Raw genomic sequence first — 25,522 nt, 5'->3', positions numbered from 1 at the left:
AAATACTTTTTAATATTTTGGGACTGTACTCAAAAAAGTTTTCATAAGTATTTCCTCTGGGAACACTAGGGGATTTTTTTATATTTGTGAAAGAATTGTGTTGAATTCTGAAATAAAGTATGGTATCTTTTTTGTTATACATATAAAAAACTGTAAAAAGATATACTTATAACGTATTGGCGCATCGAAGTACGAAAGCGATTTGGCGTACAAAGGCGTTTTAAAGTGTACAGTCACATTATGCAAAAGAAGACATTGACACGGTGTGAATAGATGATGCAGTTTGATGGATAAATGGAAGGTATGTGATCAGACCATGAATCAGAGTGAGAAAATATTAGAGATCAAAGATTTATGCGTGGAATTTAAGACTGTGGAAGGCACGGTCAAAGCCATTAATCATTTGAATTATACATTACATAAAGGTGAAAAGCTCGGCATTGTCGGCGAGAGCGGAAGCGGTAAGAGTGTTTCTTCTCTTGGTATTATGCAGCTGATCCCGAATCCTCCAGGTGAGATTGTCGGCGGAGAGATTCTTTATAAGGGACAGGATCTTGTGAAGAAATCAGAGAAAGATATGCAGAAAATCCGGGGGAATGAGATCTCCATGATCTTTCAGGAGCCAATGACTTCCCTGAATCCGATCATCAAGTGCGGCAGGCAAATTGCAGAGTCGCTTCGTCTCCACCGCGGAATGAATAAGAAGGAGGCCATGGAAGAGGCCATTCGTATGATGCAGGCAGTGGGGATTGCCAACCCGGAAGTGAGGGCCCATGAGTACCCGCACCAGATGTCCGGTGGTATGAGACAGCGTGTTATGATCGCCATGGCGTTGGCTTGCCAACCGCAGATTTTGATCGCCGATGAACCGACAACGGCCCTTGATGTGACGATTCAGGCACAGATCCTGGATCTGATCAGAGGTTTGAATGAGCAGATGAATACATCAGTTCTCTTCATTACCCATGACTTAGGTGTTGTCAGTGAGCTGTGTGATACGGTCATTGTTATGTATACCGGACGAATTGTTGAAAAAGCCCCTGTTCGAGAGCTTTTCAGTGATCCGAAGCATCCTTATACAGTCGGCCTGATGAGTGCGATTCCGAGAATTACAAAGGATCGTCCGCCCCTTGAGACTATTGAGGGCGTTGTGCCGAATCCGACAGAGCAGATTTCGGGATGCAGTTTCTGGCCGAGATGTCCGCATGCGACAGAACAGTGCAAGCAGGGCGAGCCGCCGGTTGTACAGCTGTCGGAAGAACGTCAGGTAAGATGCTGGCTGTATGCGGATGCAGCCGAGAAGAAGGAGGGTTAGCTGATGGCAGCAAATGACAAAGAAGTGCTGGTGAAAGCCGACCATGTCAAAGTTTATTTTAAAGGCAAGAAAAGGGGCCAGACAGTCAAAGCCGTTGATGATGTATCCTTTGAGATCATGAAAGGTGAGACCTTTGGTGTTGTCGGCGAGAGCGGATGCGGTAAGAGTACCCTTGGCAGGACACTGATCAGACTCCAGCAGCCGACAGATGGTCATATTTATTTAAACGGGACAGATATTGCAGGTTTGAAAGGTGCACAGTTAAAGGAAATGCGCAAGGAAGCCCAGATTATTTTCCAGGACCCGTCGGCCTGTCTCAATCCAAGAAGAACCATCAAGCAGATTTTGATGGAGCCTTTTGAAATTCACAACCTCAAAGGCAAGATTGATGTGGATGCGAAGATTATGGAACTGCTGCAGCTGGTGGGGCTGGACAGTTATCATCTGAGCCGATATCCGCATGAGCTTTCCGGTGGACAGAAACAGCGTATCGGTATTGCCAGGGCGCTGGCACTGGAACCCCAGATTATTATCTGTGATGAAGCGGTATCCGCACTGGATGTTTCTGTTCAGGCACAGGTATTGAACCTTTTGCAGGAACTGAAAGAGAAACTGGGATTAACCTATTTCTTCATTTCACATAATCTGAATGTTGTTTATCAGGTCAGTGACCGTGTCGGCGTTATGTATCTCGGCAAAATGGTTGAGATCGCCAATTACGATCAGCTTTATGAAAAACGCTATCATCCTTATACAGAGGCATTGCTGTCAGCGATTCCTCAGGTTGATCAGGAAGAACAGAAGGAGCGGATTCATCTGGAAGGTGAAGTGCCGAGCCCTTATGATCCGCCTTCAGGATGCCATTTCCACACAAGATGTCCGAAGGCCTGCGACAAGTGCAGACAGACGGCACCGGAACTCAAGGAAGTGGCGCCGGGACATTATGTGGCCTGCCATTTGTATGAATGATTTTTAATTTGATGATAATTGCGGAAACGGCCGACAAACAGGTAGGCATTACATAACGGAGTATTTCGCAATCACCATACATAAGAAATTTCTATTTAGGAGGTTAAGGTTATGAAAAAGAAATTTTTAGCAATGGCCCTGGGCATTGCTGTAGTCTTAAGCTGCACAGCATGCGGCGGCGGTTCATCTGACGCAGCAGCACCTGCATCAGGCGAGACAAATGCTGCTTCTTCAGAAGCTGGAAGCGATTCAGCAGCAGGCGGAAGCACAACAGTAACAGTGGCAATCGGTGCCGGATTCTCCACACTGGATCCAGGATATGTTTACGAGAAATATCCACCGCTTGTTATTAATGCATGTTATGAGAATCTTTTCAAGTTCTACAGCAATGACGGTGCAGCAGAACCTTGTCTGGCAGATTCTTATGAATTCTCAGAGGACAATAAGACTTTAACAGTTAAACTGAAAGAAAATGTTACCTTTGCAAGCGGCAATAAAATGACATCTGCCGATGTTGCTTTCAGTATTAATCGTTGCAAGAATCTTCAGGGTAATCCATCCTTCATCTGCGATACTATCGACAGCATTGAAACACCGGATGATTACACAGTTGTTTTCCATCTGACACAGCCTGACAGTGCAATCCTTTCCAAGCTGACATACAGCTCGCTGGCAGTTCTTGACAGCGCGGTTGTTAAGGAACATGGCGGTACAGATGCAGCAGATGCTTCTTCAACAGATACAGCACAGGCTTATCTTGACACAGCAAGTGCAGGTTCAGGTATGTACATCATGACAAGCTATACACCTGATTCTGAAATCGTTCTTGAGAAGAACCCTAACTACTGGGGTGAGTCTACAAATGTTGACAAATATGTCATCAAGATCCAGCCGGATGCCAATACACAGATGATGACATTATCTTCAGGTGACCTTGATATTGCCATGAACATGACAGATGATACAATGTCTGAACTGACAGGCGACAATGTTGCCAAGATCAACACTGCAACAAAGACAGTTGGTTTCCTTCTGATGAATATGAACGAAGAATACGGCGGCCCTGTTTCTAATCCAAAGGTACAGCAGGCTATCCGTAAAGCACTGGATTACACAGGTATCCAGACAATCGTCGGTGAAGGCGCAGAGACACCTTATTCCATCATCCAGGATGGTTTCATGGGTGCAAAAGGACAGCGCCCTGCAGATTACACTAATATTGACGAAGCAAAACAGCTTTTAGCAGATGCAGGCTATCCGGATGGTTTTGATATCGACATGCCTGTTTGTGACCTTGATATGGAAGGTGTTCTTCTGACAGACCTTGCTCAGAAGGTTAAAGATGACCTTTCTCAGATCGGCATCAATGTCAATATCGTTTCCCAGCCATGGGCAGCAGGTTTTGGCGATGATTACCGTGACGGCAAGATCGGTTTCACAGTTATGTACTGGTCAACAGATTACAACGATCCTAACGTACAGCTTGAATTCCTTCCAGGTCAGTCCGTTGGTTTAAGAGCAGGCTGGACAACAGATATGGATCCTGATCTGGCTCAGCTTTACGCAGATACACTGAATGCAACAGACAACGATGCACGTATTGCTGTTCTTGAAAAGATTCAGGACGATACATATGAGAACGGTCCATGGCTTATGATCGCTCAGGCACCTGCACATATTGCATACAACACAAGACTTGACGGTGTCGCTGCTTCTGATCCATATTCACTGGATCTGACACAGATCACAATCAAATAATCCATCATTTTCGGATGATTTCTCCACGGGGCGCGGAAATCGCTTCTGCGCCCTGTGGATTTTAAACAGGACGGCAACAGATGCTGCCGTGAGTCGGCTGGTTCAGGACATTTTTTATGTTCGGAGGCAACAGTTGACTGACGGAAATATCTGTTCATCAGATGTTTGGCGGCAGATAAGCGATGCGCAGTCTGCTGTCGGAAAGCTAAAACGAAAGAGAGAGAGGTGTCGTATGGAACGGCTGAAGTTTATAGGAAAAAGACTTGTATACCTTGTGATTATGCTGTTCGGTGTGGCGACGTTGGTTTTTATATTGACAAAACTGGTTCCCGGCGATCCGGTAACCGCCAATCTGAGCCAGAGAGCATTGGGTGATCCTCAAATTGTGGCCGCCTATAAGGCAAAATACGGACTGGATCAGCCGATTATTGTGCAGTATGTATACTACATGAAGAATCTGCTGCATTTTGATCTGGGTACATCTATCCGTACCAACAATGCAGTTTTAAGTGAATTGGCACGCTGCTATCCGGCGACGATCGAACTGGCAGTATTTGCCATCATTCTGGCAACCCTGTTTGGTATTTTATTTGGTGTGATTTCTGCGATTAAGAGAAATAGTATTCTTGATCAGATCGTGCGTGCGATTTCTGTTACAGGTGTCAGCCTGCCAAGTTTCTGGTTCGCACTGCTTGTATTGTATTTCTTTTATTACAAACTGCAGATCTTGCCGGGACCGGGCCGTCTTGGCAATGCATTCAGTGCACCGCAGACAGTAACAGGATTTTTTGTTATCGACAGTCTGCTTGAGGGTGATATTCCGAAGGCACTGGATGCCCTGAGACATCTGATTCTTCCGGGTACAGTTCTGGCTGCCTTTACCATGGGCCTGATCACCAGAACAACACGTTCCAATCTGTTGGATGTTATGTCCACAGATTACATCCGTACAGCCCGTGCAAAAGGTCTGTCAAATGTTCGACTGATCATCCATCATGCGCTTGGCAATGCACTGATTCCTGTACTGACGGTTATTGGTCTTGGTTTTGGCAATCTCCTTGGCGGTATGGTACTTGTTGAAACAATTTTCAACTGGCCGGGAGTTGGTCAGTTTGCGTATCAGTCCGTCCTGTCCAATGACTATCCGTCGATTATCGGCGTGGCGCTGCTGATTGCGCTGAATTATATGATTATTAATACAGTGGTCGATATCCTGTACGGTATCATTGACCCGAGAGTGAGGTGCAGTTAGATGTTACATTCTTTGAAAAAAATGTTTAAGTCCAATTATCTTTTCACTTTCGGCGTCATCATCTGTCTGTTTTGGATCATCATGGCTATTATCGCCCCTTTTGTGGCACCTTATGATCCGGTTGTCCAGGATCTGACCCTGAGATTAAAAGCGCCTTCAGCGGCGCATATCTTTGGTACAGATAACTTTGGACGTGACATTTTCAGCCGTGTGATCTACGGCGGACGTTATTCATTGCTGGCAGGCTGTCTGACGGTTGTGATCGCAGGCTGTATCGGTACGATTTACGGTGCTATTGCCGGTTATGTAGGTGGTGCTGTGGACAATGTCATGATGCGTCTTTCAGAGATGATTCTGTCTTTCCCGTCACTGATCCTGGCAATGATTATCAATGCAGTCATGGGTTCCAACCTGTTTAACACCATGTTTGCTCTTGTTATTGTTGCATGGCCGTCTTATGCCCGTGTCATGCGAAGCGTGGTGCTGAGCGTCCGTGAAAATGAATACGTTACTGCTTCGGAAGCGCTTGGTGCGTCAAGAATCCGTATCTTATTAAAGGAAATCATTCCAAACAGTATTACTTCTGTTTTGATCATGGCGACAACGGATATCGGTAATCAGATTCTGATGTTCTCCACATTGAGCTTCCTTGGTCTGGGTTCTGCTCCGCCAACACCTGAATGGGGTATGATGGTATCTGATGGTGTTCAGTACTTCAATAAATTCTGGGTGGCAGGATTCCCTGGATTGGCAATCTTTACAATGGCTGTGGGGGCCAACTTCATTGGTGATGGACTCCGCGATCTGCTGGATCCGAAATTGCGAAAACAGTTCTAAAATTATAATTGACGCTGCGAAACACAATATTTTACGAAGACCGTTGCCTATTCACAGATTCATAGCAGGCACACTTGCGTTGCCGATTGCTGGCAGCGGTACATAAGGTGGTAAAAGACACCACCTAAGTACCGACCGCAATCGCAGCACCTGCTATGAATCTGTGAATAGGCAGCGGTCTTTTTGATGTGTGTGTTTCGCAGCTGGCTATGATAATTTTGATGAGTGGAAGATGAAATTCCGCGGTATGCTTGGGCGTACTATGTTAGATATTTCTGCGTAATTGACAAGTTCAGACCTCACATGTATCATGTACTTAGTATCAAAAATGTACTGTAAAGATGGACTTTTATAAAGTGCTTTCAGATGGCTATTAGCTGGTGTATTTTTAATAAAAGTGCAGGAAATAAAATGACTACAGGAGGTTCTGACATGGAATTGAAGACAGAGATTTTGATTATCGGCGGCGGCGCGTCCGGCATGGCGGCGGCTGTTGCAGCAGCAGAGATGGGTGCAGAGGTAACGGTTGCGGAAGCGAATGCGGCGGTGGGCGGAAACGGCCTTTTCCCGAGAGGCATTTTTGGTGTGGACAGCAAGATACAGCGCAAGAAGCTTGTTTTTGCGGACAGAGATCAGATTTTCAGGGATTGTATGAATTATTCCCATTGGAAGATTGACGGCAGGATTATCCGTACACTGATTGACAAGAGTGGGGATACCGTCAATTGGCTGATGGACAGAGGTGTTGAATTCTGCGACGTGGTGCATCATATCCCGAACCAGATACCGGAGGTTTTTCATATTACAGAGGCTGAGGAGAATGTGGGGCATTGCGTCATCCGCAATCTGAAAAGAATCTGCGAAGAAAAAGGCGTGCGCATTCTCACAGGCGCCAAGGGTAAAACTTTACTTAAAGACGAAAAAGCCAGTGTCTGCGGCGCTGTGTGTGAGATGAAGGACGGCGAAGTGGTGATCAAGGCACAGAAGGTGATTCTGTGTACAGGCGGTTTTGCGGGCAACGATGAAATGGTTGAAAAATATTACCCAGGATTTAAGCGTGAACTGGTAGGCCAGGGCGGCGGCATGCGTCATCCGGGAGATGGTATCCGAATGGCGCTTGAGGCGGGTGCGGAAGTGGAAGGCAACTTTACCATGGAAGCGGCAGCACCGAAGATTAAGGGATATGATGCGCTGAATCTTTTCCTAGGCAAACCATACAATGTGTGGCTGAATCGTTTTGGTGAACGTTTTGCAGATGAAGGGATTGTGTATAATTTTGCAGTATCCTTTAATGCCTGCCTGCGTCAGCCGGATGGTCAGGTATGGGTTGTTTTCAATCAGGCATTGTTAGACCAGACCCTGAGCGACGGCAAGGATATGATTGAGACGATTCATATGCCGCCGAATGTGGAAGAAAGACTGGACACTACTATGGAGCAGGCCATTGCGGACGGTGTTCTCTGCAAAGCAGACAGTTATGAAGCACTGGCTGCGTTTATCGGCTGTGATGAAGAAACAGTGAAAGCGTCTATGGAGGAATACAACGGCTTCTGCAAGGAAGGAAGAGACGGTTGGTTTGCCAAGGATAAGCGTTATATGCTGTCTATGGAGGAAGGCCCTTATTATGCCATTAAGGCTGGAGAAGACATGCTGATCACCCATGGCGGTATTCGTGTCAATGAACGCTTTGAAGCTTTAGGCGGTGATTACAAACCGGTTGAGAATCTTTATGTAGCCGGTGTGGATTTCGGCGGCGCAGATGCGGACGTATACAATGTTGTCATGAGTGGACACGGTTTCGGCTTTGCGGTTAATTCAGGCCGAATTGCCGGAGAAAATGCGGTTAAAGCGTTGAAAACTTTGATGCGTTAATAATAAAATTTACGAAAGTCAGATAAACTATAGAAAACCACTATAGAAAGTGATATACTTGACGGCAGATGAAGATTTGAAAGGAGCATTTGCTATGAAGCAGAATAGAGTAGACAGAATTATGGCAGCCCTGAAGGAAATGGGACTGCATCAGATGCTGATCGTTGATCCGATGTCCATTTATTATCTCACCGGTGTTTATGTGTCACCTTTTGAACGTTTTTATGGTTTATATCTGAGAGAAGACGGCCATCATGCCTTTTTCCTGAACAGATTATTTACAGTACCTCAGGAAGTGGGTATTGAAAAGGTATGGTATTCCGACACAGATCCTGCTATGGAGATCGTGGCCAAGTATCTCGACAAAGATGCACCTCTGGGTGTGGATAAAGAACTGAAAGCAAGATTTTTGCTGCCGCTGATGGAGATGAAAGCAGCAGCCGGGTTTGTCAATGCTTCTCTGGCTGTGGACAATACAAGAGGCATCAAGGATGAAGAAGAGCAGGAACTGATGCGTATTTCTTCAGACATCAACGACAAGGCCATGGCACAGTTCAAGGCCATTATCCATGAAGGTGTTACAGAGAAAGAACTGGCAGACCAGATGCTGAAGATTTATATGGATTTGGGTGCGGACGGTTACTCCTTTGAACCGCTGGTTGCTTTTGGTGCCAATGCAGCAGACCCGCATCATGAACCGGACAATACGGTATTGAAGGTGGGTGACTGTGTTCTCTTTGATGTGGGATGCATCAGAAAGGGCTATTGTTCTGATATGACACGTACTTTCTACTTCAAGGAAGTGAGTGACGAACATCGTCATATTTATGAAACAGTCCGCAAGGCGAATGAAGCGGCCATTGCCAAGATCAAACCGGGCATTCCTCTTTGTGAATTGGACAATACAGCCCGTCAGCTGATCACTGATGAAGGCTACGGTCCGCAGTTTAACCATCGTCTGGGTCATTTTATCGGACTTTCAGAGCATGAGTTTGGTGATGTTTCTTCTGTGAATACAGACAAAGCCGTTCCGGGTATGATTTTCTCTATTGAGCCGGGTATTTATCTGACAGATGATACAGGTGTCCGTGTGGAAGATCTGGTGCTGGTGACAGAGGATGGCTGTGAGGTGCTGAATCACTATCCAAAGGAACTTCAGATTATCGGTTAATTTGTTGGCGCTTGTCCGGGCTTGCATCAGATATTGAAGAATGATACAATGAATAAGTGAGAAAATAAGAGAAAGTGTACTTTGCATCTGAGAAGATGTGAAGTACGCTTTGTTGGTTTAAAGGAATATGCCGAGGCACATTCTTTGTTTTATTATGGAGGCAAATACCTATGAATACACATCCTACAGCGACTTTACATATGGCCAACGGCAGTAAAATTGTGATTGAACTTTTGCCGGAAGCTGCGCCGAATACTGTCAACAGTTTTATTTATGCGGCATCCCGGGGATTTATGGATCACCATGCGATTCAAAGAATTGTTCCGGGCAACTGGGTGGACGTGACGTACCAGGCATTTGGACACAAGGAGTGCCAGTATCTGATTCCGAATGAGTTTGAACTGCATCCGGAGATCGAACCGTTGGATTCCCATCCGGGCTGTGTCTGCATGGGCGGTTATGGTGAGGATGGACTGGCCAGCTGCGAATTCTTTTTCCCGCTGCGTGACTGCCCGGATCATAAGGGAATCTATCCTGTTTTTGGAAAAGTTATTGAAGGCATGGATGAGATACGGCGTCTTGAGAAAGTGAAGACAAGACCTGTTGATTTCCCGATTCCGGGGGTTGAGGTCAATGAACCGGTTGAGCCGGAAGTCATTGAGAAAGTCGAATTGGATTTGAAGGGACAGACATATCCTGAGCCGATTCGTATGAAAGTTCAGAATCTTCCGCCATGCTGGACGGATATGAGATAGAAATTGTTGTAGAATATAGAAGGAATGGGGGAAATAGTATGTTTAATATCCGAGAAATGAAACCGGAAGATAAAGCGGTCATTATGCCGATGGTGATTACCTTTTATCATAGTCCGGCAGTTGAACACGATGTAGACACAGCAGTGCTGGAGCGTACATTTGATGCGGCCACAGACCCGACGATGCCATATATCAGCGGTCTGGTGATGCTGGAAGATGAGAAAGTTGTCGGATATGGTTATGTGACCGGCTATTATGCATCGGAAGTCGGCGGAATGTGTATGTTCATGGAAGAAATGTACTTTACACCGGAATGCCGGGGAAAAGGGTACGGCACAAAAGCCTATCACTGGATTGTGGACCATTATCCGGAATACAAGCGCTTCAGAATCGAAGTCACAGAAAGTAATGTCAACGCCAAACGCCTTTATGAGCGCTGGGGCTTCAGATTCCTGGAATATAACCAGATGGTGCTGGATAGATAAGTGGGCAAGTTGTAATTTGTGCCTTAGGAAATAAAAGAGAGAAGAATAATATAAAATCAAACAGTTGGCTCCTGTAAACGTTTAGCGTAATTTTTGAAATTTTGCGAGCATAGCAACAGCTTCGAAGCAATGTCTGAGCCCGTAAGGGCGAGTTTTGCGCAGAAGCTGTTAATAATATGCGGTGCAGCAAAATTTCGAAAATGCTAAGGTTACAGGAGCCAACTGTTTGATTTAAATTAGATGCGGACTTTTGTGCCTTTTCCGCCTCTGTTGACAAGTTTCAACTTATTCAACAGTAATTCCTTTTCATTGTGGATAATGGTGCATTCCTGGCTGCTGTCCAGTGGATAAGCAGCTTTGACGCTGTCACCGGAACCGAGGCTGATGCCGCGGACGCCGATGGCAGTTTTCTTCATTTCAGGGATGTTCATCATCGGGAAGCGGATAAAGTAGCCGTTTTCAGTCTGAAGAACAAGTTGGTTGAAGTTGTCGGCAGTGCAGATGGCAATGATGCTGTCGCCGTCGGCCAGCTTGGTGGCGGCAACGGTTCGTTTGGATACATCAAATTCGCTGCCTTTGACCAGTTTCAACATACCGGTTTTGGTGGCAAATAACATCATGGAATCCTGAATGGATGCCAGATTGCATATATGAATGATATTCTCGCCGGAGCTGTCATAGTTGCCCAGGTTGTCCAGCGGAATAGATTTGTCACGGAAACGTCCGAACGGCATATCAGTAATCTTGATCAGATGAAGACGTCCGGTATCGGTGAAGATGCAGGCCTTATCTGTATTCATACAGCTGATGACATATTTGCTTTCGGAGAGTGCGGCTTCCTTGTTGCGCTCAAAAGTAGCCTTATCTATGGTCTTAGCATAGCCAAAACGGTCAATCAGAGCAACGACTTCCATAGCTTCGGCTTTCTTTTCTTCATAGACAGCGGCACCCACATTCTCGATAGAGGTTTTACGCGGTGTGGCATAAGTCTTCTTGATCATATCAAGGTCATGACTGATGACCCGGGACATGCTCTTATGATTCTCAAGGATATCCTTGTAGGAAGCGATATTCTTCAAAGTAGCATCATGATCTTTCAGCAGGGCATCCATTTCCAGACCGATCAGCTTGTACAGACGCATCTCGAGGATTGCAGTGGCCTGACGTTCTGTAAAATCAAGGGCAGAAGCGGCTCTTTCAGAGGCCTTGCTCTTGAAGCGAATGCCTTCGGTAGTGCCTGTCATCAGGCAGGCTTTGGCCTGTTTGATATTCTTGCTGCCACGCAGGATTTCGATGATCAGGTCAATGATATCGGTGGCACGCATGAGACCTTCCTGGATTTCCTGTTTCTCCAGTTCCTTGGCAAGAAGCTTCTGGTACTTGCGGGTGGTCAGGTCATACTGAAAATCAAGGAAATATTCAATAATGCTCTTGAGACCAAGTGTCTCCGGGCGTCCGTCGGCGATGGCCAGCATATTCACGCTGAAAGTATCTTCCAGACGTGTCTTCTTATAGAGAAGTGCCAGCAGATTGTCCACGTCTGTCTGTTTCTTCAGTTCCAGAACGATACGAATTCCTTCCTTGGAGGACTGATTGGAAATATCGATGATGTCCGTTGTCTTCTTGCTTTCTACAAGGGCATAAACATCATTGAGAAATTTGCCGATATTGGCACCGATCATTGTATAAGGAATCTCGGTGATGACAAGGCGAAGCTTGCCGCCTTTGTCCTGCTCAATCTCAACACGACCCCGAAGCTTGATCTTGCCGCTGCCGGTTTCGTAAATATTCAGTAATTCGTCTTTGTTCGTTACGATACCGCCGGTAGGAAAATCCGGTCCCTGGATGTACTGCATCAGGTCAGCGGTGGTCAGTTTGTCATTCTTCATGTAGGCTTTGACAGCATCGATGACTTCGCCGAGATTATGCGGCGGGGTACTTGTCACCATGCCGACAGCGATACCGTCAGAACCGTTGACAAGGAAATTCGGCAGACGGACAGGCAGAACCGTCGGCTCTTTCTCTGTCTCATCAAAGTTCGGCATAAAGTCTACAACGTCCTTGTCAAGATCCGCCAGGAAAACTTCCTGAGTGACTTTCTGAAGACGCGCTTCAGTGTAACGCATGGCGGCGGCACCATCACCTTCGATGGAGCCGAAATTGCCGTGGCCGTCTACCAGGGGCATGCCCTTCTTGAATTCCTGGGCCATAACAACAAGGGCATCGTAAATGGAGCTGTCACCGTGAGGATGATACTTACCCATTGTATCACCAACGATACGGGCACATTTACGGTATGGCTTGTCGTATCGGATAGCCAGTTCATACATATCATATAGCGTACGGCGCTGAACGGGCTTTAAGCCGTCCCGGATATCCGGAAGTGCTCTGGATATAATAACGCTCATGGCGTAATCTACGTAGGATTTCTGCATGACTTCTGCATAATCCGTGCGAATAATCTGTTCCTGCATCATGCATTTCCTCCTTAAATATCAAGTTCGGCATCATGGGCATGCTTGTAGATGAATGCCTTTCTCGGCGGTACATCAGGACCCATGAGCAGGCCGGTAATATCGGATGCAATTCGGGCATCTTCAATCTCGACCTTCTTCAGGATACGGGTTTCAGGGTTCAAAGTTGTCTCCCAGAGCTGTGCAGCATCCATTTCACCAAGACCTTTGTAGCGCTGCAGGGTGAAATTGCCCTTGTGGGTCTTGCGGTACTGCTCAAGGGCCTTATCATCATAGAGGTATTCTTCCCTGCCCTTGGACGGCATGGCCTTGTACAGCGGCGGCATGGCGATATAGACATGGCCTTCATAAATCAGCTCCGGCATAAACCGGTAGAAAAGTGTCAGAAGCAGGGTGCTGATATGCGCACCATCCACATCGGCATCGGCCATAATGATAATCTTGTTGTAGCGCAGCTTGCTGATGTCAAAGTCGTTGCCGTATCCTTCTGAAAAACCACAGCCGAAGGCATTGATCATGGTCTTGATCTCGGCATTGGCAAGAATCTTGTCGATGCTGGCCTTTTCTACATTCAAAATCTTGCCTCGAATAGGCAGGATTGCCTGAAAATGGCGGTTTCTGGCGGTTTTGGCAGAGCCGCCGGCAGAATCTCCTTCGACAATAAAGATCTCGCAGATATCGGCATTGCGGCTTTCACAGTTGGCCAATTTGCCGTTGGAGTCAAAGGAGAATTTCTGCTTGGTCAGCAGGTTGGTACGGGCCTTTTCCTCGGTCTTACGGATCTTGGCTGCTTTCTCTGCACAGGAAAGCACAACCTTCAAGGTATCCAGATTCTTGTCGAAATAACGAACGACTTCTTCATTGACAATCTTGCCTGTGGCACGGGCAGCATCCTGGTTGTCCAGTTTGGTCTTGGTCTGACCTTCAAAACGCGGGTCCGGATGCTTGATGGAGATGACGGCTGTCATACCGTTTCGTATATCAGCACCGGTAAAATTGCCGTCTTTCTCTTTCAAAATGCCTATTTCACGGGCGTAAGCGTTCATAATGGACGTGAAAGCGGACTTGAAGCCGGTAATGTGGGTACCGCCTTCTGCGTTGTAAATGTTGTTGCAGAAACCAAGGACGTTCTCATGGAATTCATTCACATATTGAAAAGCACCTTCAACAGTGATGCCTTCAGACTTGCCTTTAAAGTAGACAATATCATGCAGTGCTTCTTTATTGCGGTTCAGGTCGCGGATGAATCCAGCCAGACCGTCAGGTTCATGATAAACTTCCTGTTCCTCAGGTGTGACACGTTTGTCTTCATATATAATAGTTAATTCCGGGTTAAGATAAGCAGTTTCATGGAGACGGCTCTTGATCTCATCTTCCTTGAACCATGTCTTTTCAAAAATCTCCTTGTCCGGGAGAAAAGAAATCGTGGTGCCTGTCTTGCGGGTGCGGCCGATGACAGGCAGAAGTCCCTTCTCCAGCGGAATGGTCGGTACACCGCGCTCATAGCGGTCGTGGTAAGTACAGCCCTCGCGGCTGACCGTCACATCCAGCCATTCAGACAATGCGTTGACAACAGATGAGCCAACGCCGTGGAGACCGCCGCTTGTCTTGTAGGCAGAATCATCAAACTTACCTCCGGCGTGGAGGGTTGTAAATACAAGACGCTCCGCGGAAATGCCTTTCTTGTGCATGCCAACAGGGATACCTCGGCCATTATCAGAAACAGTGGCGGAGCCGTCTTTGTTCAATGTCACATGGATCTCACTGCAAAAACCTGCCAGATGCTCGTCCACAGAGTTGTCAACAATCTCGTAGACAAGATGGTTCAGGCCCTTGCGGGAGACACTGCCGATGTACATGCCGGGACGCTTGCGGACGGCCTCGAGACCTTCCAGCACGGAAATACTGTCGGCATTATAAGAATTGGTTGGTGCCATAATAAAAAATCCTTTCAAAAATATTGGGATAGAGAGTGACGATTGTAAGTTATCCGGCTGCAATTTAATCTTTCTGTGCGTTTATTCCTAATCTGGGGAGACTATTTAAACTCACGCTCTCTAATGTTTGTAATTGCTGTATTGCTAACTGACGCAACAACTCCATTCGTTCTTTTTGCGTTTTCCCTTGGTTAATCAAAATAGCATTATAACTTTCAAGATTTGCAAGTACTAATAATTGATTCAGTGTTGCTTCATCTCGCATATTTCCATTGACAGATGGATGTTCATTTTTCCACTGTTTTGCAGTTTGACCAAAAAGAACAACGTTCAACATGTCTGCTTCATTTGCATAAGTAAAAGAAATCTGAGTCGGTGTTAATTCTGGCGGAAGCAGATTTTGTTTGATTGCATTTGTATGTATTCTATAGTTCAGTTTGGAAATTTCTCTATTTAAATTCCAGTTCAAGGATAATCGACTATTTTCGTCAGTTTTTAATCTGCGGTAATCTTTCATTTTCTAGGCGACATTGTAAATGCATTGGCTCCTGCTTGTTTTCTAAACCCCTCGAATTCGAGGGGTTTAAAATCAGGATTGTGAAGTCTTTCCCATAGCCCCAGAAATTCTATAACATCTCGATTTCTCATCCAATTTTGTATTACTGCGGTTGGATCATCGCTTTTATATCTGGCGATATCAGTCAATGAAATAAATTCATTTTCAAAGTCTTGCGTATAAATACCAATATCTACTCCGTTGGCATGAAGTGTATCTTTAATAACTTTGCCCATTGCACTCGCACATCCTTCTCGAATAATCATAAAGAATATTTGCTATAACTTAGAAGTTCTTTTATCTTATACCATGTGAATTGCTCATGTCAAGTAGAAAAATAGAACATATATTCGTGAAAAATGTAGAACATGTGTTGTGAGGATGATTTTCTGGTTGAATTTCTGCTTATTTTACTATATAGTATAACAAGAGAAGAGGACGTATTCTAAACAAAGGAGATGGCGTGAATGATGAGAGTAGGTATGCTGACAAGTGGCGGCGACTGTCAGGCTTTGAATGCAACAATGCGTGGTGTTGCGAAGACACTGTATAACGCGGATCCTGATACACAGATTTTTGGTTTTGAAGAGGGCTACAGAGGTCTGATGTATAATGACTATATTTTGATGAAGCCGAATGATTTTTCCGGTATCTTGACAAAGGGCGGAACGATTCTGGGTTCTTCCAGACAGCCGTTTAAGCTGATGCGGGTGCCAGGTGAGAATGGCTTTAACAAGGTTGAGGCGATGAAGGCAACTTATCGCAATCTGAAGCTTGACTGCCTTGTGATCCTTGGCGGCAATGGGACTCAGAAGACAGCGAATCTGCTCAGCGAAGAAGGTTTGAATATTGTTTCTCTGCCAAAGACTATTGACAATGATATTTACGGAACGGATATGACATTCGGTTTTCAGAGTGCAGTGGATATTGCAACGAATGCCATTGATTGTATTCATACAACAGCGGCATCCCATGGCCGTGTATTTATTGTAGAGCTGATGGGGCATAAGGTTGGCTGGCTGACATTGCATGCAGGTATTGCGGGCGGTGCGGATATTATCCTTTTGCCGGAGATACCGTACAATTTTGATGCGGTACTGATGGCGGTGAAACAGCGCAACAAGGCTGGCAAGAGGTTCAGTATTCTTGCGGTTGCAGAGGGCGCGATTTCCCAGGAAGATGCACAGCTGTCCAAGAAGGAATACCAGAAGAAGAAGGCGAACAGCCCGTTCCCGTCGGTTTCCTATGAACTTGGCAAGAAGATTCAGGATGCCCTGGGTCAGGAAGTACGAATTGTTGTGCCGGGTCATACGCAGCGCGGCGGCAGTCCGGATGCCTATGACCGTGTGGTAGCCACTCGGTTGGGAGCAGCGGCAGGTCGAATGATCCTTGAGGGTAAGTATGGCTGTATGGCAGCATTTAAGAATAATGAGATCATGCCGGTACCATTGAAGGAAGTGGCCGGAAGACTTAAGACCGTTGATCCGAAGTCGGATATTATCCGCGAAGCAAGAGATATGGGTATCAGTTTCGGTAATGAACTATAATGAATTTAGATAGAGGCGGTAGATTATGGCTTATCAGGCATTGTATCGTAAGTGGCGTCCATCGAATTTTGACGAAGTCAGAGGACAGGATCATATCGTTACAACATTGAAAAATCAAATAGAGATGAATCGTATCGGACATGCCTATCTGTTTTGCGGTACAAGAGGAACCGGTAAGACGTCCATTGCCAAGATTTTTGCAAAGGCAGTGAATTGTGAACACCCTGTGAATGGCAGCCCGTGCAATGAATGTGCCATGTGCCGTGCGGTCAATGAGCAGCGTTCTATGAACGTAATCGAGATTGATGCGGCTTCCAACAACGGTGTCGACAATATCCGTGAGATTCGAGAGGAAGTGGCTTATTCTCCTTCAGAAGGCAAGTATAAGGTTTATATCATCGATGAGGTGCATATGCTCTCCATTGGTGCTTTTAACGCACTTTTGAAGACATTGGAAGAACCGCCGTCATATGTTATTTTTATTCTGGCAACGACGGAAGCGCACAAGATTCCGATTACCATTCTTTCAAGATGTCAGCGATATGATTTCAGACGTATTTCCACAGGAACCATCGCCGGACGATTGAGGGAACTGGCTGATGCGGAAGGCATTGATGCAGAAGATGCAGCGCTGGCTTATGTTGCCAGAATGGCGGATGGCTCCATGCGAGATGCTTTGAGCCTTTTGGATCAGTGCAACGCATTTTATATTGGACAGAAACTGAAGTATGAGAATGTGCTGGATGTCCTTGGCGCAGTGGACACCTCTGTTTTCGGCAGTCTTTTGAAGAGCATCTGCGGTCAGGATGTTTCAGGGGTTATTCATCTGATAGATGAGATCGTTATGCAGGGACGGGATCTGACGCAGTTTGTTGTCGATTTTACATGGTATCTGAGAAATCTTCTGATGGTGCAGAGCTCCGGTGATCTGACAGATCTGGTGGAAGCCTCTGCGGAACAGCTGGAAGTGATGCGTCAGGAGGCATCAGGTATTGATGCGTCGGTACTGATGCGGTATATTCGTATTTTTTCGGATCTTTCAGGGCAGGTGCGTTATTCTACCCAGAAACGTGTCCTTGTGGAGGTGGCATTGATCAAGCTCTGTCATCCGGCCATGGAGCGGAATCTGGATGCAGTTCTGAACCGGTTGGCTATTCTTGAACAGAAAGTAGCGAAGGGGATTGTGGTGTCTTCACAGTCCTCGGGCGGCGGTGCAGCCGGAGGAGATGCCGATGGCATAAGCGGTCTGCAGTCTGGGAATGGGGTACAGGTGCAGCCGGAACAGAAGGCAGTCTCGGAAGATCTTCGGATGATTATCGATCGTTGGAAGCAGGTGACCGGTGATCTGACACCGAGTATGGCAGTGATGCTCAGAGGGGCTGTCATTTCAGAAGGGCCGGACAATCAGCTGATCATTGCGCTGGCGGATGATATGCGATATGGTTATTTCGCGGAAGAGAGTCATCGTCAGGCTCTGGAGAATGCCCTCAGTGAGCGTGTTGGTAAGCTGGTGAAGGTGAATGCAGTACCTTTGAATAAGACCGAGAATGCCAGTCAGTTTATTGATCCGGTACAGGCATTTCAGGGAATTGACATTGTTTATGAGGATTAGTATGGCGTAATTCGGTTGTTTGTGAGATAATCGGAGAGAGTGCTGATTCATTCATATAAATATATATTGTTCAGAGACAGTTGGGTTTAAAGCTGGCTTTGAGTGATGATCAGATAGTATCTTATAACAGGAGGAAGAACAATGGCTAAAAGAGGCGGTTTCCCAGGTGGTATGCCTGGTAATATGAACAATTTAATGAAGCAGGCGCAGAGAATGCAGCGTCAGATGGAAGAGGCTCAGAAAGAGCTGGAAGAGAAGGAAGTTGAAGCAGCAGCAGGCGGCGGTGCTGTTAAGGTAAAGGTTTCTGGCAAGAAGGAAATTGTTGCTGTAACAATTGACCCTGAAGTGGTTGATCCGGAAGATGTAGAAATGCTGGAAGATTTAATCATGGCAGCAGCCAACGAAGCCCTTCGCAAGATGGATGAAGTATCTCAGTCATCAATGGCGAAGATTACAGGCGGCCTTGGCGGAGGCTTTGGATTTTAATGGATGCTTACAGCAATCAGATTAACAAGCTGATTGAAGAATTATCGAAACTGCCGGGAATCGGTGCCAAATCCGCACAGCGACTGGCGTTTCACATTATTAATATGCCAAAGGATCAGGTGCAGAACCTGGCAGGAACCATTGTTTCAGCCAGAGAGAAGATTCGCTACTGCAGCTGCTGTTGGAATCTGACAGACAGTGAACTGTGTCCGATTTGTGCTAATCCGAAGCGGGATCATCATGTCATTATGGTTGTTGAGACTCCGAGAGATCTGGCAGCTTATGAGAAGACGCAGAAGTATGAAGGTGTCTACCATGTCCTGCATGGGGCTATCTCGCCGATGCTTGGCATCGGTCCGTCGGATATTCGTCTGAAGGAATTGATGACAAGACTTCAGGGAGATGTGACGGAAGTGATCATTGCGACCAATTCCACCCTTGAAGGTGAGACAACAGCGATGTATATCAGCAAATTGATCAAGCCGACGGGCATCAAGGTGACAAGGATCGCCAGCGGTGTGCCGGTAGGCGGAGATTTGGAGTATATCGATGAGGTGACGCTGCTGAGAGCCCTTGAGGGAAGAACTGAACTATAAGATAAGCCAATAATTTTTATCTGGGAAGGATAAGAATTATTGGCTTTTTTCGACATTAAAAATAATTTATTCGACTACACGTTGTGACAAACTTTTTAAGAGAATCGATTTATAATAGTTGCACCACCGGTGAGTTTTGATATAATTAAAGGAGATTCTATTGATATAATGTGTATGCAGGATAATACGAATTATAACCGTAATTATAAGGACAGTCTTTTCAGATTTATTTTCAATAATAAAGAGGCGGCACTTTCGCTTTATAATGCCGTCAATGACAGTGATTATCAGGATGCAGATGCGATTGAATTTTATACGATGAGTGATTTCCTGTACATGGGGATGAAGAATGACCTTTCTTTTCTCATTGATTGGAATTTGAATATATTCGAGCATCAGAGTACCTATAATCCGAATATGCCGCTGCGTGGTTTTATTTACACGAGCTCGGCTTTTAAGAAATATATTGAAAAGAATCATCTGGATATGTATGCCAGTAAGCAGTTGACGATTCCCGTTCCTCGTTATTATGTCTTTTATAATGGTCTGAGAAAGTCTGAGGACGAAATAATTCTTCGGTTAACAGACAGTATGGCAGGTACAGATGTTGTTGGAAAATCTTCTGCAGAATTTACGGCCCATATGGTAAATATTAACGCTGGACACAGCACAAAGATGATTAAGCGTTGCCCATTGCTTCATCAGTATTCACTGTTTGTGGCGGTTTTGCGTGAAAATATTGCGGAGGGTTTGCCGCTTAATGATGCTATTGAGTCAACAGTTACGGATTGTATAAATCAGGGTGTCCTTGCAGAGCTTTTACGTGCACACAGAGCGGAGGTTACCAATATGTTATTTAAAGAATATGATAGTGCCGCACATATTGCTTCGGAAAAGGAAATTAGTTATGAAGAAGGAGTTCAAAAGGGACGTCTTATTGAACAGGAAATGACACAACGTGAAAAGAAGCGTGCGGATAAATTGCTTAATGCATTGGTTCTTGCTTATCATGACCAAGGAAAATCTATAGAAGAAATTGCGGCTCTTTGTGAAGTGGCTAAGAGTGATGTTGAAAATATGTTAGGAAAATAAAGAAAAAATCTCCGACAAACTTCTGGTATGAAATGAGCTATTCTCGCGAAAGTTTGTCGGAGATTTTTCATTGCCGTTAAAAGAGTGCCGGACGGTGGGAAATAGCGACCTCATTCTGCAATGACAAAATAGCGTATGTGAGTGGATAACAAAACGCTGGCAGGAGTGTGAGGGCAGAGGGATGGGTGAGATTGTCAAAGACACCTGTTATATGGAGCTGACCAACGGGCGGCAGCTGTCTGCGAAGGGCTGAACCGGGGAAGAGTGCACCTTCTGTCAGCGTGAGATGACCGCTTTGCGCCGGATTTCCGATGGCGGCATCTATGGCGATGAGGCAGTATTTTTTTTCAACTGTTTTTAATAACGGCATGTTATGGGGCAATGTCAGGGCATTCAGCGGCCATTCCATTGTTCCATAAACATTTGGAAGCCCGTGTCTGGTGAGGATGGTCCCCATCAATGGCCCGAGGCTGTCGCCGGGAACGTTGGCAGATCCGATGCAGGCAAAGGCCAGTGGTTTTCCCCGAGGGTTGACACGGTTAAGTAAATATCGCAGATTTCGACTGAAAATATCAGCAGCGTCAGGCTGTGCGCTGTTGATCCATATAGATGAATACATGGGAAAAATCCTTTTTTTATCTTGATTAAAAGGAGTTTTTCCTTTTTTTTATATTTTATACCGGAGATAAAGAAGCGGCATTGGATTAACAGTATTGTCTATCATTTGTGAGCGGCAGCCCGACAGCCTTTGATAAAAAATCACATCTGCTTATGCTAACATAGGGAAGTGAAAAGGAGGCACAGCATGGTTGAGATTAAGAGTGAGGAAAATAATACTGTTCAATTGCCGAATAATATTCGTCAGGTAGGTACACCCGGGGAAAAAATAAAAATATATATAGAAGATTATGTGATGACGTATCTGAATCAGATGACGGGAGAGAAGCCTGCTCTTCAAAAAGCAGCACTTCTTCTTGGTGAAAAGGTCAAAAAGGAGAGTACGGATATTTACTTTATCAGTGCGGCAGTTGCTGTAGTGCCGATGGAGTGGAAAGAGGATCGGTTCAAATTATCGTCGGATGAATGGACAGCCTTGTATGACAAAATCAATCATTATTTTAAAAACAGGCATATACTGGGGTGGTTTTTGTCGAGACCGGGGCAGGCTGCAGCTGCGGACGGAGAAATAGAAAAAATACACAGTGACAATTTTAAAGATAAAGGACCAATTTTTTATACGGCTGATCCATTAGATCGGGAGGATGCCTTTTATCTTTATGAAAACGGACATTTATTCAGACAGCATGGCTATTACATTTACTATGACAGAAATGAAGCGATGCAGAATTATATGATTGAGATCAGACAGGAAAACCAGGAGATGCGTGAAGGAACGCCGGGATTTCAAAATAGACTCTATGAGAAAAAAACAGATCATCATATACGACGGGAAGCGGTGAGTGGGAAAAGCAAAAACAGGAATATGAAATGGATACCGCAGGCGGCTGTGCTGGTGCTGATTCTTGTGGCCATCGGTATAAGGCGCAATATGCCCGGCGGCATTTTGCCGGTTGTGCAAAACCGGGTTGCTCAGGAGACACAGATAGAAACCGCAGCGGCAAATAATGCCGAACATTTTGATATTGTGGAAAGTATTGTGCAGCAGGCGGAGCAGTCAGCAGCAGAAAAAGATATCCGGGATACTGAGGATGCAGATCAGAACGGTGTAGCAGAATCTTCGGAAGAAAATCAATCAGAGGAGCAGGATGATGCAGCAGAGACAACAGTTTCGTCAACAGGGACGGCGACTGCAGGAAAAGTCTATCAGCAGTATACTGTCAAAGAGGGGGATACATTACTGAAAATAAGCCGGAATTATTATCAGGACGCAGAGCATGTGAAGGCCATTATCCAGCTGAATCAGATTGAGAATCCTGATTATATTTATCCGGGAATGGTTCTTAAACTGCCGTAAATTGGGACTGAATTGCTGTGTCCCTGCAGGGCTTTTCCGGAGTATGTTAAAAAGGTTGACGGCCAAAGGATTTTTCACTATACTGAATGTATTATCGGAGGAGTAAAATGGAACAGCAAAATAAAGAAAAACAAAAGTTGAAGATGAACCGGATGCAATGGACGATTGCGGCAGGGGTGTTGATTCTTGCTGTTGTTCTGGTCTATGCATTGGTGAAGAACAATAAAGTGGCATCTTCCTATGAGGTTGTGACATCGATGTCCCGGGGTGACGATACGTCTGTTTACTATTGTATGATGCGTAAGGGCATGGTCAAGTACAGTAAAGACGGTGTTGCAATGACCAATAAGAGCGGTACAGTCCTCTGGAATCAGACTTATGAGATGGCATCACCGACGATGACGTCAGCCGGGGATTATGTGGCAGTTGGAGATATCGGGGCCAACACAATCTATATATTTAATGAATATGGGCAGCTGGGGCATGTGTCCACCGATGTACCGATTCAGGAGATACAGATCTCAGAGCAGGGTGTCGTTGCAGCGGTACTTTCAGATACATCCAGCAACTATATCAATTTATATGACAAACAGGGAAACAGCCTGGGAAGTATCAAGGCTTCACTTGAGAATACGGGATATCCGCTGGCAATCGCCCTTTCACCTGATGCGTCGAAGCTTGCAGTCAGTTATCTGATCGTGAAAAGCGGAAGTATGCAGTCAAGAATTGTGTCCTATGATTTTTCAGATGTGGAGGGCGACCATCTGCTGGATACGCAGGAACTGGAAGGATTATATCCAAAGGCAGCGTTTCTTGACAGCCGAGAAGTGGTTCTGTTCGGGGAGAAAGGCTTCGTGCTTTATCAGGCAGACAGCAAAAAGATAGAGACGCAGGAGAACTTTGAAAGTGAGATCAACAGTGTTTTCTGTACGAATCAGAAGTTAGGTTTTATCTTTAAGAATGAAGATGACAACGGCAAATACCGTATGGAAATTTATAATAAAGCAGGAAAAAAGAGCAGTACGTACTATTTTGACCTGGATTACAGTGGAATGACGGCAGATGATGATGAGGTGATTCTGTATAATGATGAAGAAATGCTGATTTATCAGATGGGCGGCAGAGTTCGCTTCAGAGGGACATTCAATACAGCGGTGACAAGCGTCATGCCGTCATGGGAGGACGGATTGTACTGGCTGATTGATGATCAGTCACTGAGAGAAATACGTATAAGATAAGCATACGAGGGAAATACGTACATAGGATAAGTATTTTTTGATTGAAGGAGACAGAATGAATATATTATCATGGGCGGCGTTGGCAGTGCTGGTATATTATGCCTTTAAAGGCTGGCGCCGTGGTTTGATCATGACAGTTTTTTCGATGTTTGCCACAGTGATCGCCATTGTGCTGGCGGCACAGTTGTCACCGCAGCTGAGTCAGAACTGGCAGAATACCGCGTATTTTGATGCGGTCAGTCAGCGGGTGGAAGCATCACTTTTTAAGAATCAGGATGAACAGGAAGATACAGACAAGGAGCATATGATTGATCGTCTGCCATTGCCGGATATTGTGCAGCAGGCATTGGCAAACAGTGATGATACACAGAAGGATGTTCTGGGGATTTCCGCATTTAAGGCCTACATAGCCAATTATGTGACAGAGCTCATTTTCAATGCGTTGTCTTTTGTATTGGTATTTTTTGCAGTATCTGTCATTATGAAGATTATTATCAGGTGTCTGAATCTTCTGAGCAGGCTTCCGGTGATCCATACCATGAACAAAATGGGTGGACTGCTTGTCGGCTTATTAAAAGGCATGATTATTCTTTGGATTCTCTGTATTATTATTACTATATTAAGCGGTACGGAACTGGGCGGTTATTTGTTTGCCCAGATTAATGAAAGCCTGTTCCTGAGGTATATTTATGATCATAACTACATTATGATGTTTATTAACGGTTTCAAAGACATTTTGTGGGGTTGATAACAGTGAAAACAAAACTGGGGCCGGGGCGTATTTTGTTTCGTACGCTCCGGCCTTTTAATGTGAAAGATGGTTGCATATTTCACAATAGTTATTTCCAGGATTCATTTTCGAGAGGGGTGGAATTTAACTTTGCAATTGAGGCAATTGAGGAAAAGGAAAAATTAAAAAACTTAAAAATAGGTGTTGACAGATGTTGGAAGAGATGGTATGATATACAAGCTGTCAGCGAGAATAACGCGAAACAGTACAGATTCATAAGCAGTTTGAAAATAACTTATTAGAAAAATTAAAAAAGTTGTTGACAAACACTTAGACATCTGGTAGAATAAACAAGTCGCTTGATGAGCGATGCATGAACTTTGATAATTGAACAACAAAACAATCCCGAAAATTCCTAAAAAGAATTTTTAAGAACACAAACCAAAGTAAAACGGGAAGAGATAACAGCTAGCTGTGAATCTTAACCAAAATCAAACATGAGAGTTTGATCCTGGCTCAGGATGAACGCTGGCGGCGTGCTTAACACATGCAAGTCGAACGGACGATGAAGAGCTTGCTTTTCAGAGTTAGTGGCGGACGGGTGAGTAACGCGTGGGTAACCTGCCTCATACAGGGGGATAGCAGCTGGAAACGGCTGATAAAACCGCATAAGCGCACAGCATCGCATGATGCAGTGTGAAAAACTCCGGTGGTATGAGATGGACCCGCGTCTGATTAGCTGGTTGGTGAGGTAACGGCCCACCAAGGCGACGATCAGTAGCCGGCCTGAGAGGGTGACCGGCCACATTGGGACTGAGACACGGCCCAAACTCCTACGGGAGGCAGCAGTGGGGAATATTGCACA

20 protein-coding genes, 1 rRNA gene and 1 pseudogene are annotated in these 25,522 nt (G+C 45.3%); 18 read left to right on the top strand and 4 right to left on the bottom strand.

Translation table 11 applies throughout. The features are described from left to right. Nucleotides 1-316 precede the first annotated feature (316 nt). The 9 genes from NBH03_RS06820 to NBH03_RS06780 all read left to right on the top strand — a co-directional run bounded on the left by NBH03_RS06820 (nucleotide 317) and on the right by NBH03_RS06780 (nucleotide 10,414). Nucleotides 317-1,315 (top strand): ABC transporter ATP-binding protein, encoded by a 999-nt coding sequence (locus NBH03_RS06820; protein ID WP_215690417.1) that lies wholly within the window; start codon nucleotides 317-319, stop codon nucleotides 1,313-1,315. Between the two features lie 3 nt (nucleotides 1,316-1,318). Further along, nucleotides 1,319-2,284: an ABC transporter ATP-binding protein gene (locus tag NBH03_RS06815; protein WP_117540681.1), complete on the top strand. Its 966-nt coding sequence runs from the start codon at nucleotides 1,319-1,321 to the stop codon at nucleotides 2,282-2,284. Nucleotides 2,285-2,395: 111 nt separating this feature from the next. Next, nucleotides 2,396-4,042, top strand: coding sequence for an ABC transporter substrate-binding protein (locus tag NBH03_RS06810; RefSeq protein WP_250798424.1), 1,647 nt, complete (start codon nucleotides 2,396-2,398; stop codon nucleotides 4,040-4,042). 232 nt (nucleotides 4,043-4,274) lie between these two features. Further along, nucleotides 4,275-5,294 (top strand): ABC transporter permease, encoded by a 1,020-nt coding sequence (locus NBH03_RS06805; RefSeq protein ID WP_227081278.1) that lies wholly within the window; start codon nucleotides 4,275-4,277, stop codon nucleotides 5,292-5,294. Continuing rightward, nucleotides 5,295-6,131, top strand: a complete 837-nt coding sequence (locus NBH03_RS06800; protein ID WP_015514988.1) for an ABC transporter permease — start codon at nucleotides 5,295-5,297, stop codon at nucleotides 6,129-6,131. 432 nt (nucleotides 6,132-6,563) lie between these two features. Beyond that, nucleotides 6,564-8,003, top strand: a complete 1,440-nt coding sequence (locus NBH03_RS06795) for an FAD-dependent oxidoreductase (protein ID WP_250798422.1) — start codon at nucleotides 6,564-6,566, stop codon at nucleotides 8,001-8,003. A gap of 94 nt (nucleotides 8,004-8,097) precedes the next feature. After that, the gene (locus tag NBH03_RS06790; protein ID WP_250798418.1) at nucleotides 8,098-9,174 is read left to right on the top strand and encodes a M24 family metallopeptidase; all 1,077 of its coding nucleotides are present in this window, start codon (nucleotides 8,098-8,100) and stop codon (nucleotides 9,172-9,174) included. A gap of 170 nt (nucleotides 9,175-9,344) precedes the next feature. After that, complete coding sequence (locus tag NBH03_RS06785; protein ID WP_117528730.1) at nucleotides 9,345-9,929, top strand: peptidylprolyl isomerase; 585 nt, start codon at nucleotides 9,345-9,347, stop codon at nucleotides 9,927-9,929. A gap of 38 nt (nucleotides 9,930-9,967) precedes the next feature. Further along, on the top strand, nucleotides 9,968-10,414 hold the full coding sequence (locus tag NBH03_RS06780) for a GNAT family N-acetyltransferase (RefSeq protein WP_250798417.1): 447 nt from the start codon (nucleotides 9,968-9,970) through the stop codon (nucleotides 10,412-10,414). A 236-nt stretch (nucleotides 10,415-10,650) separates the two neighbouring features. On the opposite strand, the gene NBH03_RS06775 is transcribed toward NBH03_RS06780, so the two are convergent. The 3 genes and pseudogenes from NBH03_RS06775 to NBH03_RS16110 all read right to left on the bottom strand — a co-directional run bounded on the left by NBH03_RS06775 (nucleotide 10,651) and on the right by NBH03_RS16110 (nucleotide 15,617). Continuing rightward, nucleotides 10,651-12,891, bottom strand: a complete 2,241-nt coding sequence (locus NBH03_RS06775; protein ID WP_250798414.1) for a DNA gyrase/topoisomerase IV subunit A — start codon at nucleotides 12,889-12,891, stop codon at nucleotides 10,651-10,653. An 11-nt stretch (nucleotides 12,892-12,902) separates the two neighbouring features. Next, a complete protein-coding gene (locus tag NBH03_RS06770; RefSeq protein WP_250798410.1) occupies nucleotides 12,903-14,825 on the bottom strand; it encodes a DNA gyrase/topoisomerase IV subunit B in 1,923 nt (640 codons plus the stop codon). 64 nt (nucleotides 14,826-14,889) lie between these two features. Next, nucleotides 14,890-15,617: pseudogene (locus NBH03_RS16110) on the bottom strand (KilA-N domain-containing protein). Nucleotides 15,618-15,848: 231 nt separating this feature from the next. Here NBH03_RS16110 and NBH03_RS06755 point away from each other — a divergent pair. The 5 genes from NBH03_RS06755 to NBH03_RS06735 all read left to right on the top strand — a co-directional run bounded on the left by NBH03_RS06755 (nucleotide 15,849) and on the right by NBH03_RS06735 (nucleotide 20,714). After that, the gene (locus NBH03_RS06755) at nucleotides 15,849-16,928 is read left to right on the top strand and encodes a 6-phosphofructokinase (RefSeq protein ID WP_250798406.1); all 1,080 of its coding nucleotides are present in this window, start codon (nucleotides 15,849-15,851) and stop codon (nucleotides 16,926-16,928) included. 25 nt (nucleotides 16,929-16,953) lie between these two features. Continuing rightward, nucleotides 16,954-18,540, top strand: a complete 1,587-nt coding sequence (dnaX, locus tag NBH03_RS06750; protein ID WP_250798402.1) for a DNA polymerase III subunit gamma/tau — start codon at nucleotides 16,954-16,956, stop codon at nucleotides 18,538-18,540. Nucleotides 18,541-18,681: 141 nt separating this feature from the next. Further along, nucleotides 18,682-19,026: a YbaB/EbfC family nucleoid-associated protein gene (locus NBH03_RS06745; RefSeq protein WP_015514996.1), complete on the top strand. Its 345-nt coding sequence runs from the start codon at nucleotides 18,682-18,684 to the stop codon at nucleotides 19,024-19,026. Further along, nucleotides 19,026-19,622 carry a recombination mediator RecR gene (recR, locus tag NBH03_RS06740; RefSeq protein ID WP_015514997.1) on the top strand — a complete coding sequence of 199 codons (597 nt, stop codon included), beginning with the start codon at nucleotides 19,026-19,028 and terminating at the stop codon, nucleotides 19,620-19,622. Before NBH03_RS06745 ends, recR begins: the two co-directional genes overlap by 1 nt. Before the next feature lie 168 nt (nucleotides 19,623-19,790). Then, a complete protein-coding gene (locus NBH03_RS06735) occupies nucleotides 19,791-20,714 on the top strand; it encodes an RpnC/YadD family protein (protein ID WP_250798396.1) in 924 nt (307 codons plus the stop codon). A gap of 76 nt (nucleotides 20,715-20,790) precedes the next feature. On the opposite strand, the gene NBH03_RS06730 is transcribed toward NBH03_RS06735, so the two are convergent. Then, nucleotides 20,791-21,333 (bottom strand): DUF1256 domain-containing protein, encoded by a 543-nt coding sequence (locus tag NBH03_RS06730; RefSeq protein ID WP_250798391.1) that lies wholly within the window; start codon nucleotides 21,331-21,333, stop codon nucleotides 20,791-20,793. Between the two features lie 186 nt (nucleotides 21,334-21,519). On the opposite strand from NBH03_RS06730, the gene NBH03_RS06725 reads away from it, so the two are divergent. From NBH03_RS06725 to NBH03_RS06710, 4 genes are all read left to right on the top strand, one after another. Continuing rightward, a complete protein-coding gene (locus NBH03_RS06725) occupies nucleotides 21,520-22,689 on the top strand; it encodes a LysM peptidoglycan-binding domain-containing protein (protein ID WP_250798388.1) in 1,170 nt (389 codons plus the stop codon). Between the two features lie 107 nt (nucleotides 22,690-22,796). After that, on the top strand, nucleotides 22,797-23,927 hold the full coding sequence (locus NBH03_RS06720; protein WP_250798383.1) for a DUF5711 family protein: 1,131 nt from the start codon (nucleotides 22,797-22,799) through the stop codon (nucleotides 23,925-23,927). A 55-nt stretch (nucleotides 23,928-23,982) separates the two neighbouring features. Next, complete coding sequence (locus NBH03_RS06715; RefSeq protein ID WP_250798382.1) at nucleotides 23,983-24,675, top strand: CvpA family protein; 693 nt, start codon at nucleotides 23,983-23,985, stop codon at nucleotides 24,673-24,675. A gap of 475 nt (nucleotides 24,676-25,150) precedes the next feature. Next, a 16S ribosomal RNA gene (locus NBH03_RS06710) occupies nucleotides 25,151-25,522 on the top strand; the annotation flags it as partial.

The sequence above is a fragment of the Coprococcus intestinalis genome (assembly GCF_023656595.1).
Lineage (GTDB): Bacteria > Bacillota > Clostridia > Lachnospirales > Lachnospiraceae > Coprococcus_A > Coprococcus_A intestinihominis.
This window is presented reverse-complemented; position numbering and strand designations above follow the sequence as displayed.

Coding starts and splice junctions, on each gene's coding strand:
- NBH03_RS06775 (WP_250798414.1), bottom strand. CDS start 12,891: ATGATGCAGGAACAGATTATTCGCACGGATTATGCAGAAGTCATGCAG.
- NBH03_RS06780 (WP_250798417.1), top strand. CDS start 9,968: ATGTTTAATATCCGAGAAATGAAACCGGAAGATAAAGCGGTCATTATG.
- NBH03_RS06820 (WP_215690417.1), top strand. CDS start 317: ATGAATCAGAGTGAGAAAATATTAGAGATCAAAGATTTATGCGTGGAA.
- NBH03_RS06745 (WP_015514996.1), top strand. CDS start 18,682: ATGGCTAAAAGAGGCGGTTTCCCAGGTGGTATGCCTGGTAATATGAAC.
- dnaX (WP_250798402.1), top strand. CDS start 16,954: ATGGCTTATCAGGCATTGTATCGTAAGTGGCGTCCATCGAATTTTGAC.
- NBH03_RS06720 (WP_250798383.1), top strand. CDS start 22,797: ATGGAACAGCAAAATAAAGAAAAACAAAAGTTGAAGATGAACCGGATG.
- NBH03_RS06755 (WP_250798406.1), top strand. CDS start 15,849: ATGATGAGAGTAGGTATGCTGACAAGTGGCGGCGACTGTCAGGCTTTG.
- NBH03_RS06770 (WP_250798410.1), bottom strand. CDS start 14,825: ATGGCACCAACCAATTCTTATAATGCCGACAGTATTTCCGTGCTGGAA.
- NBH03_RS06730 (WP_250798391.1), bottom strand. CDS start 21,333: ATGTATTCATCTATATGGATCAACAGCGCACAGCCTGACGCTGCTGAT.
- NBH03_RS06725 (WP_250798388.1), top strand. CDS start 21,520: ATGGTTGAGATTAAGAGTGAGGAAAATAATACTGTTCAATTGCCGAAT.
- NBH03_RS06815 (WP_117540681.1), top strand. CDS start 1,319: ATGGCAGCAAATGACAAAGAAGTGCTGGTGAAAGCCGACCATGTCAAA.
- NBH03_RS06805 (WP_227081278.1), top strand. CDS start 4,275: ATGGAACGGCTGAAGTTTATAGGAAAAAGACTTGTATACCTTGTGATT.
- NBH03_RS06790 (WP_250798418.1), top strand. CDS start 8,098: ATGAAGCAGAATAGAGTAGACAGAATTATGGCAGCCCTGAAGGAAATG.
- NBH03_RS06800 (WP_015514988.1), top strand. CDS start 5,295: ATGTTACATTCTTTGAAAAAAATGTTTAAGTCCAATTATCTTTTCACT.
- NBH03_RS06810 (WP_250798424.1), top strand. CDS start 2,396: ATGAAAAAGAAATTTTTAGCAATGGCCCTGGGCATTGCTGTAGTCTTA.
- NBH03_RS06715 (WP_250798382.1), top strand. CDS start 23,983: ATGAATATATTATCATGGGCGGCGTTGGCAGTGCTGGTATATTATGCC.
- NBH03_RS06795 (WP_250798422.1), top strand. CDS start 6,564: ATGGAATTGAAGACAGAGATTTTGATTATCGGCGGCGGCGCGTCCGGC.
- recR (WP_015514997.1), top strand. CDS start 19,026: ATGGATGCTTACAGCAATCAGATTAACAAGCTGATTGAAGAATTATCG.
- NBH03_RS06785 (WP_117528730.1), top strand. CDS start 9,345: ATGAATACACATCCTACAGCGACTTTACATATGGCCAACGGCAGTAAA.
- NBH03_RS06735 (WP_250798396.1), top strand. CDS start 19,791: ATGTGTATGCAGGATAATACGAATTATAACCGTAATTATAAGGACAGT.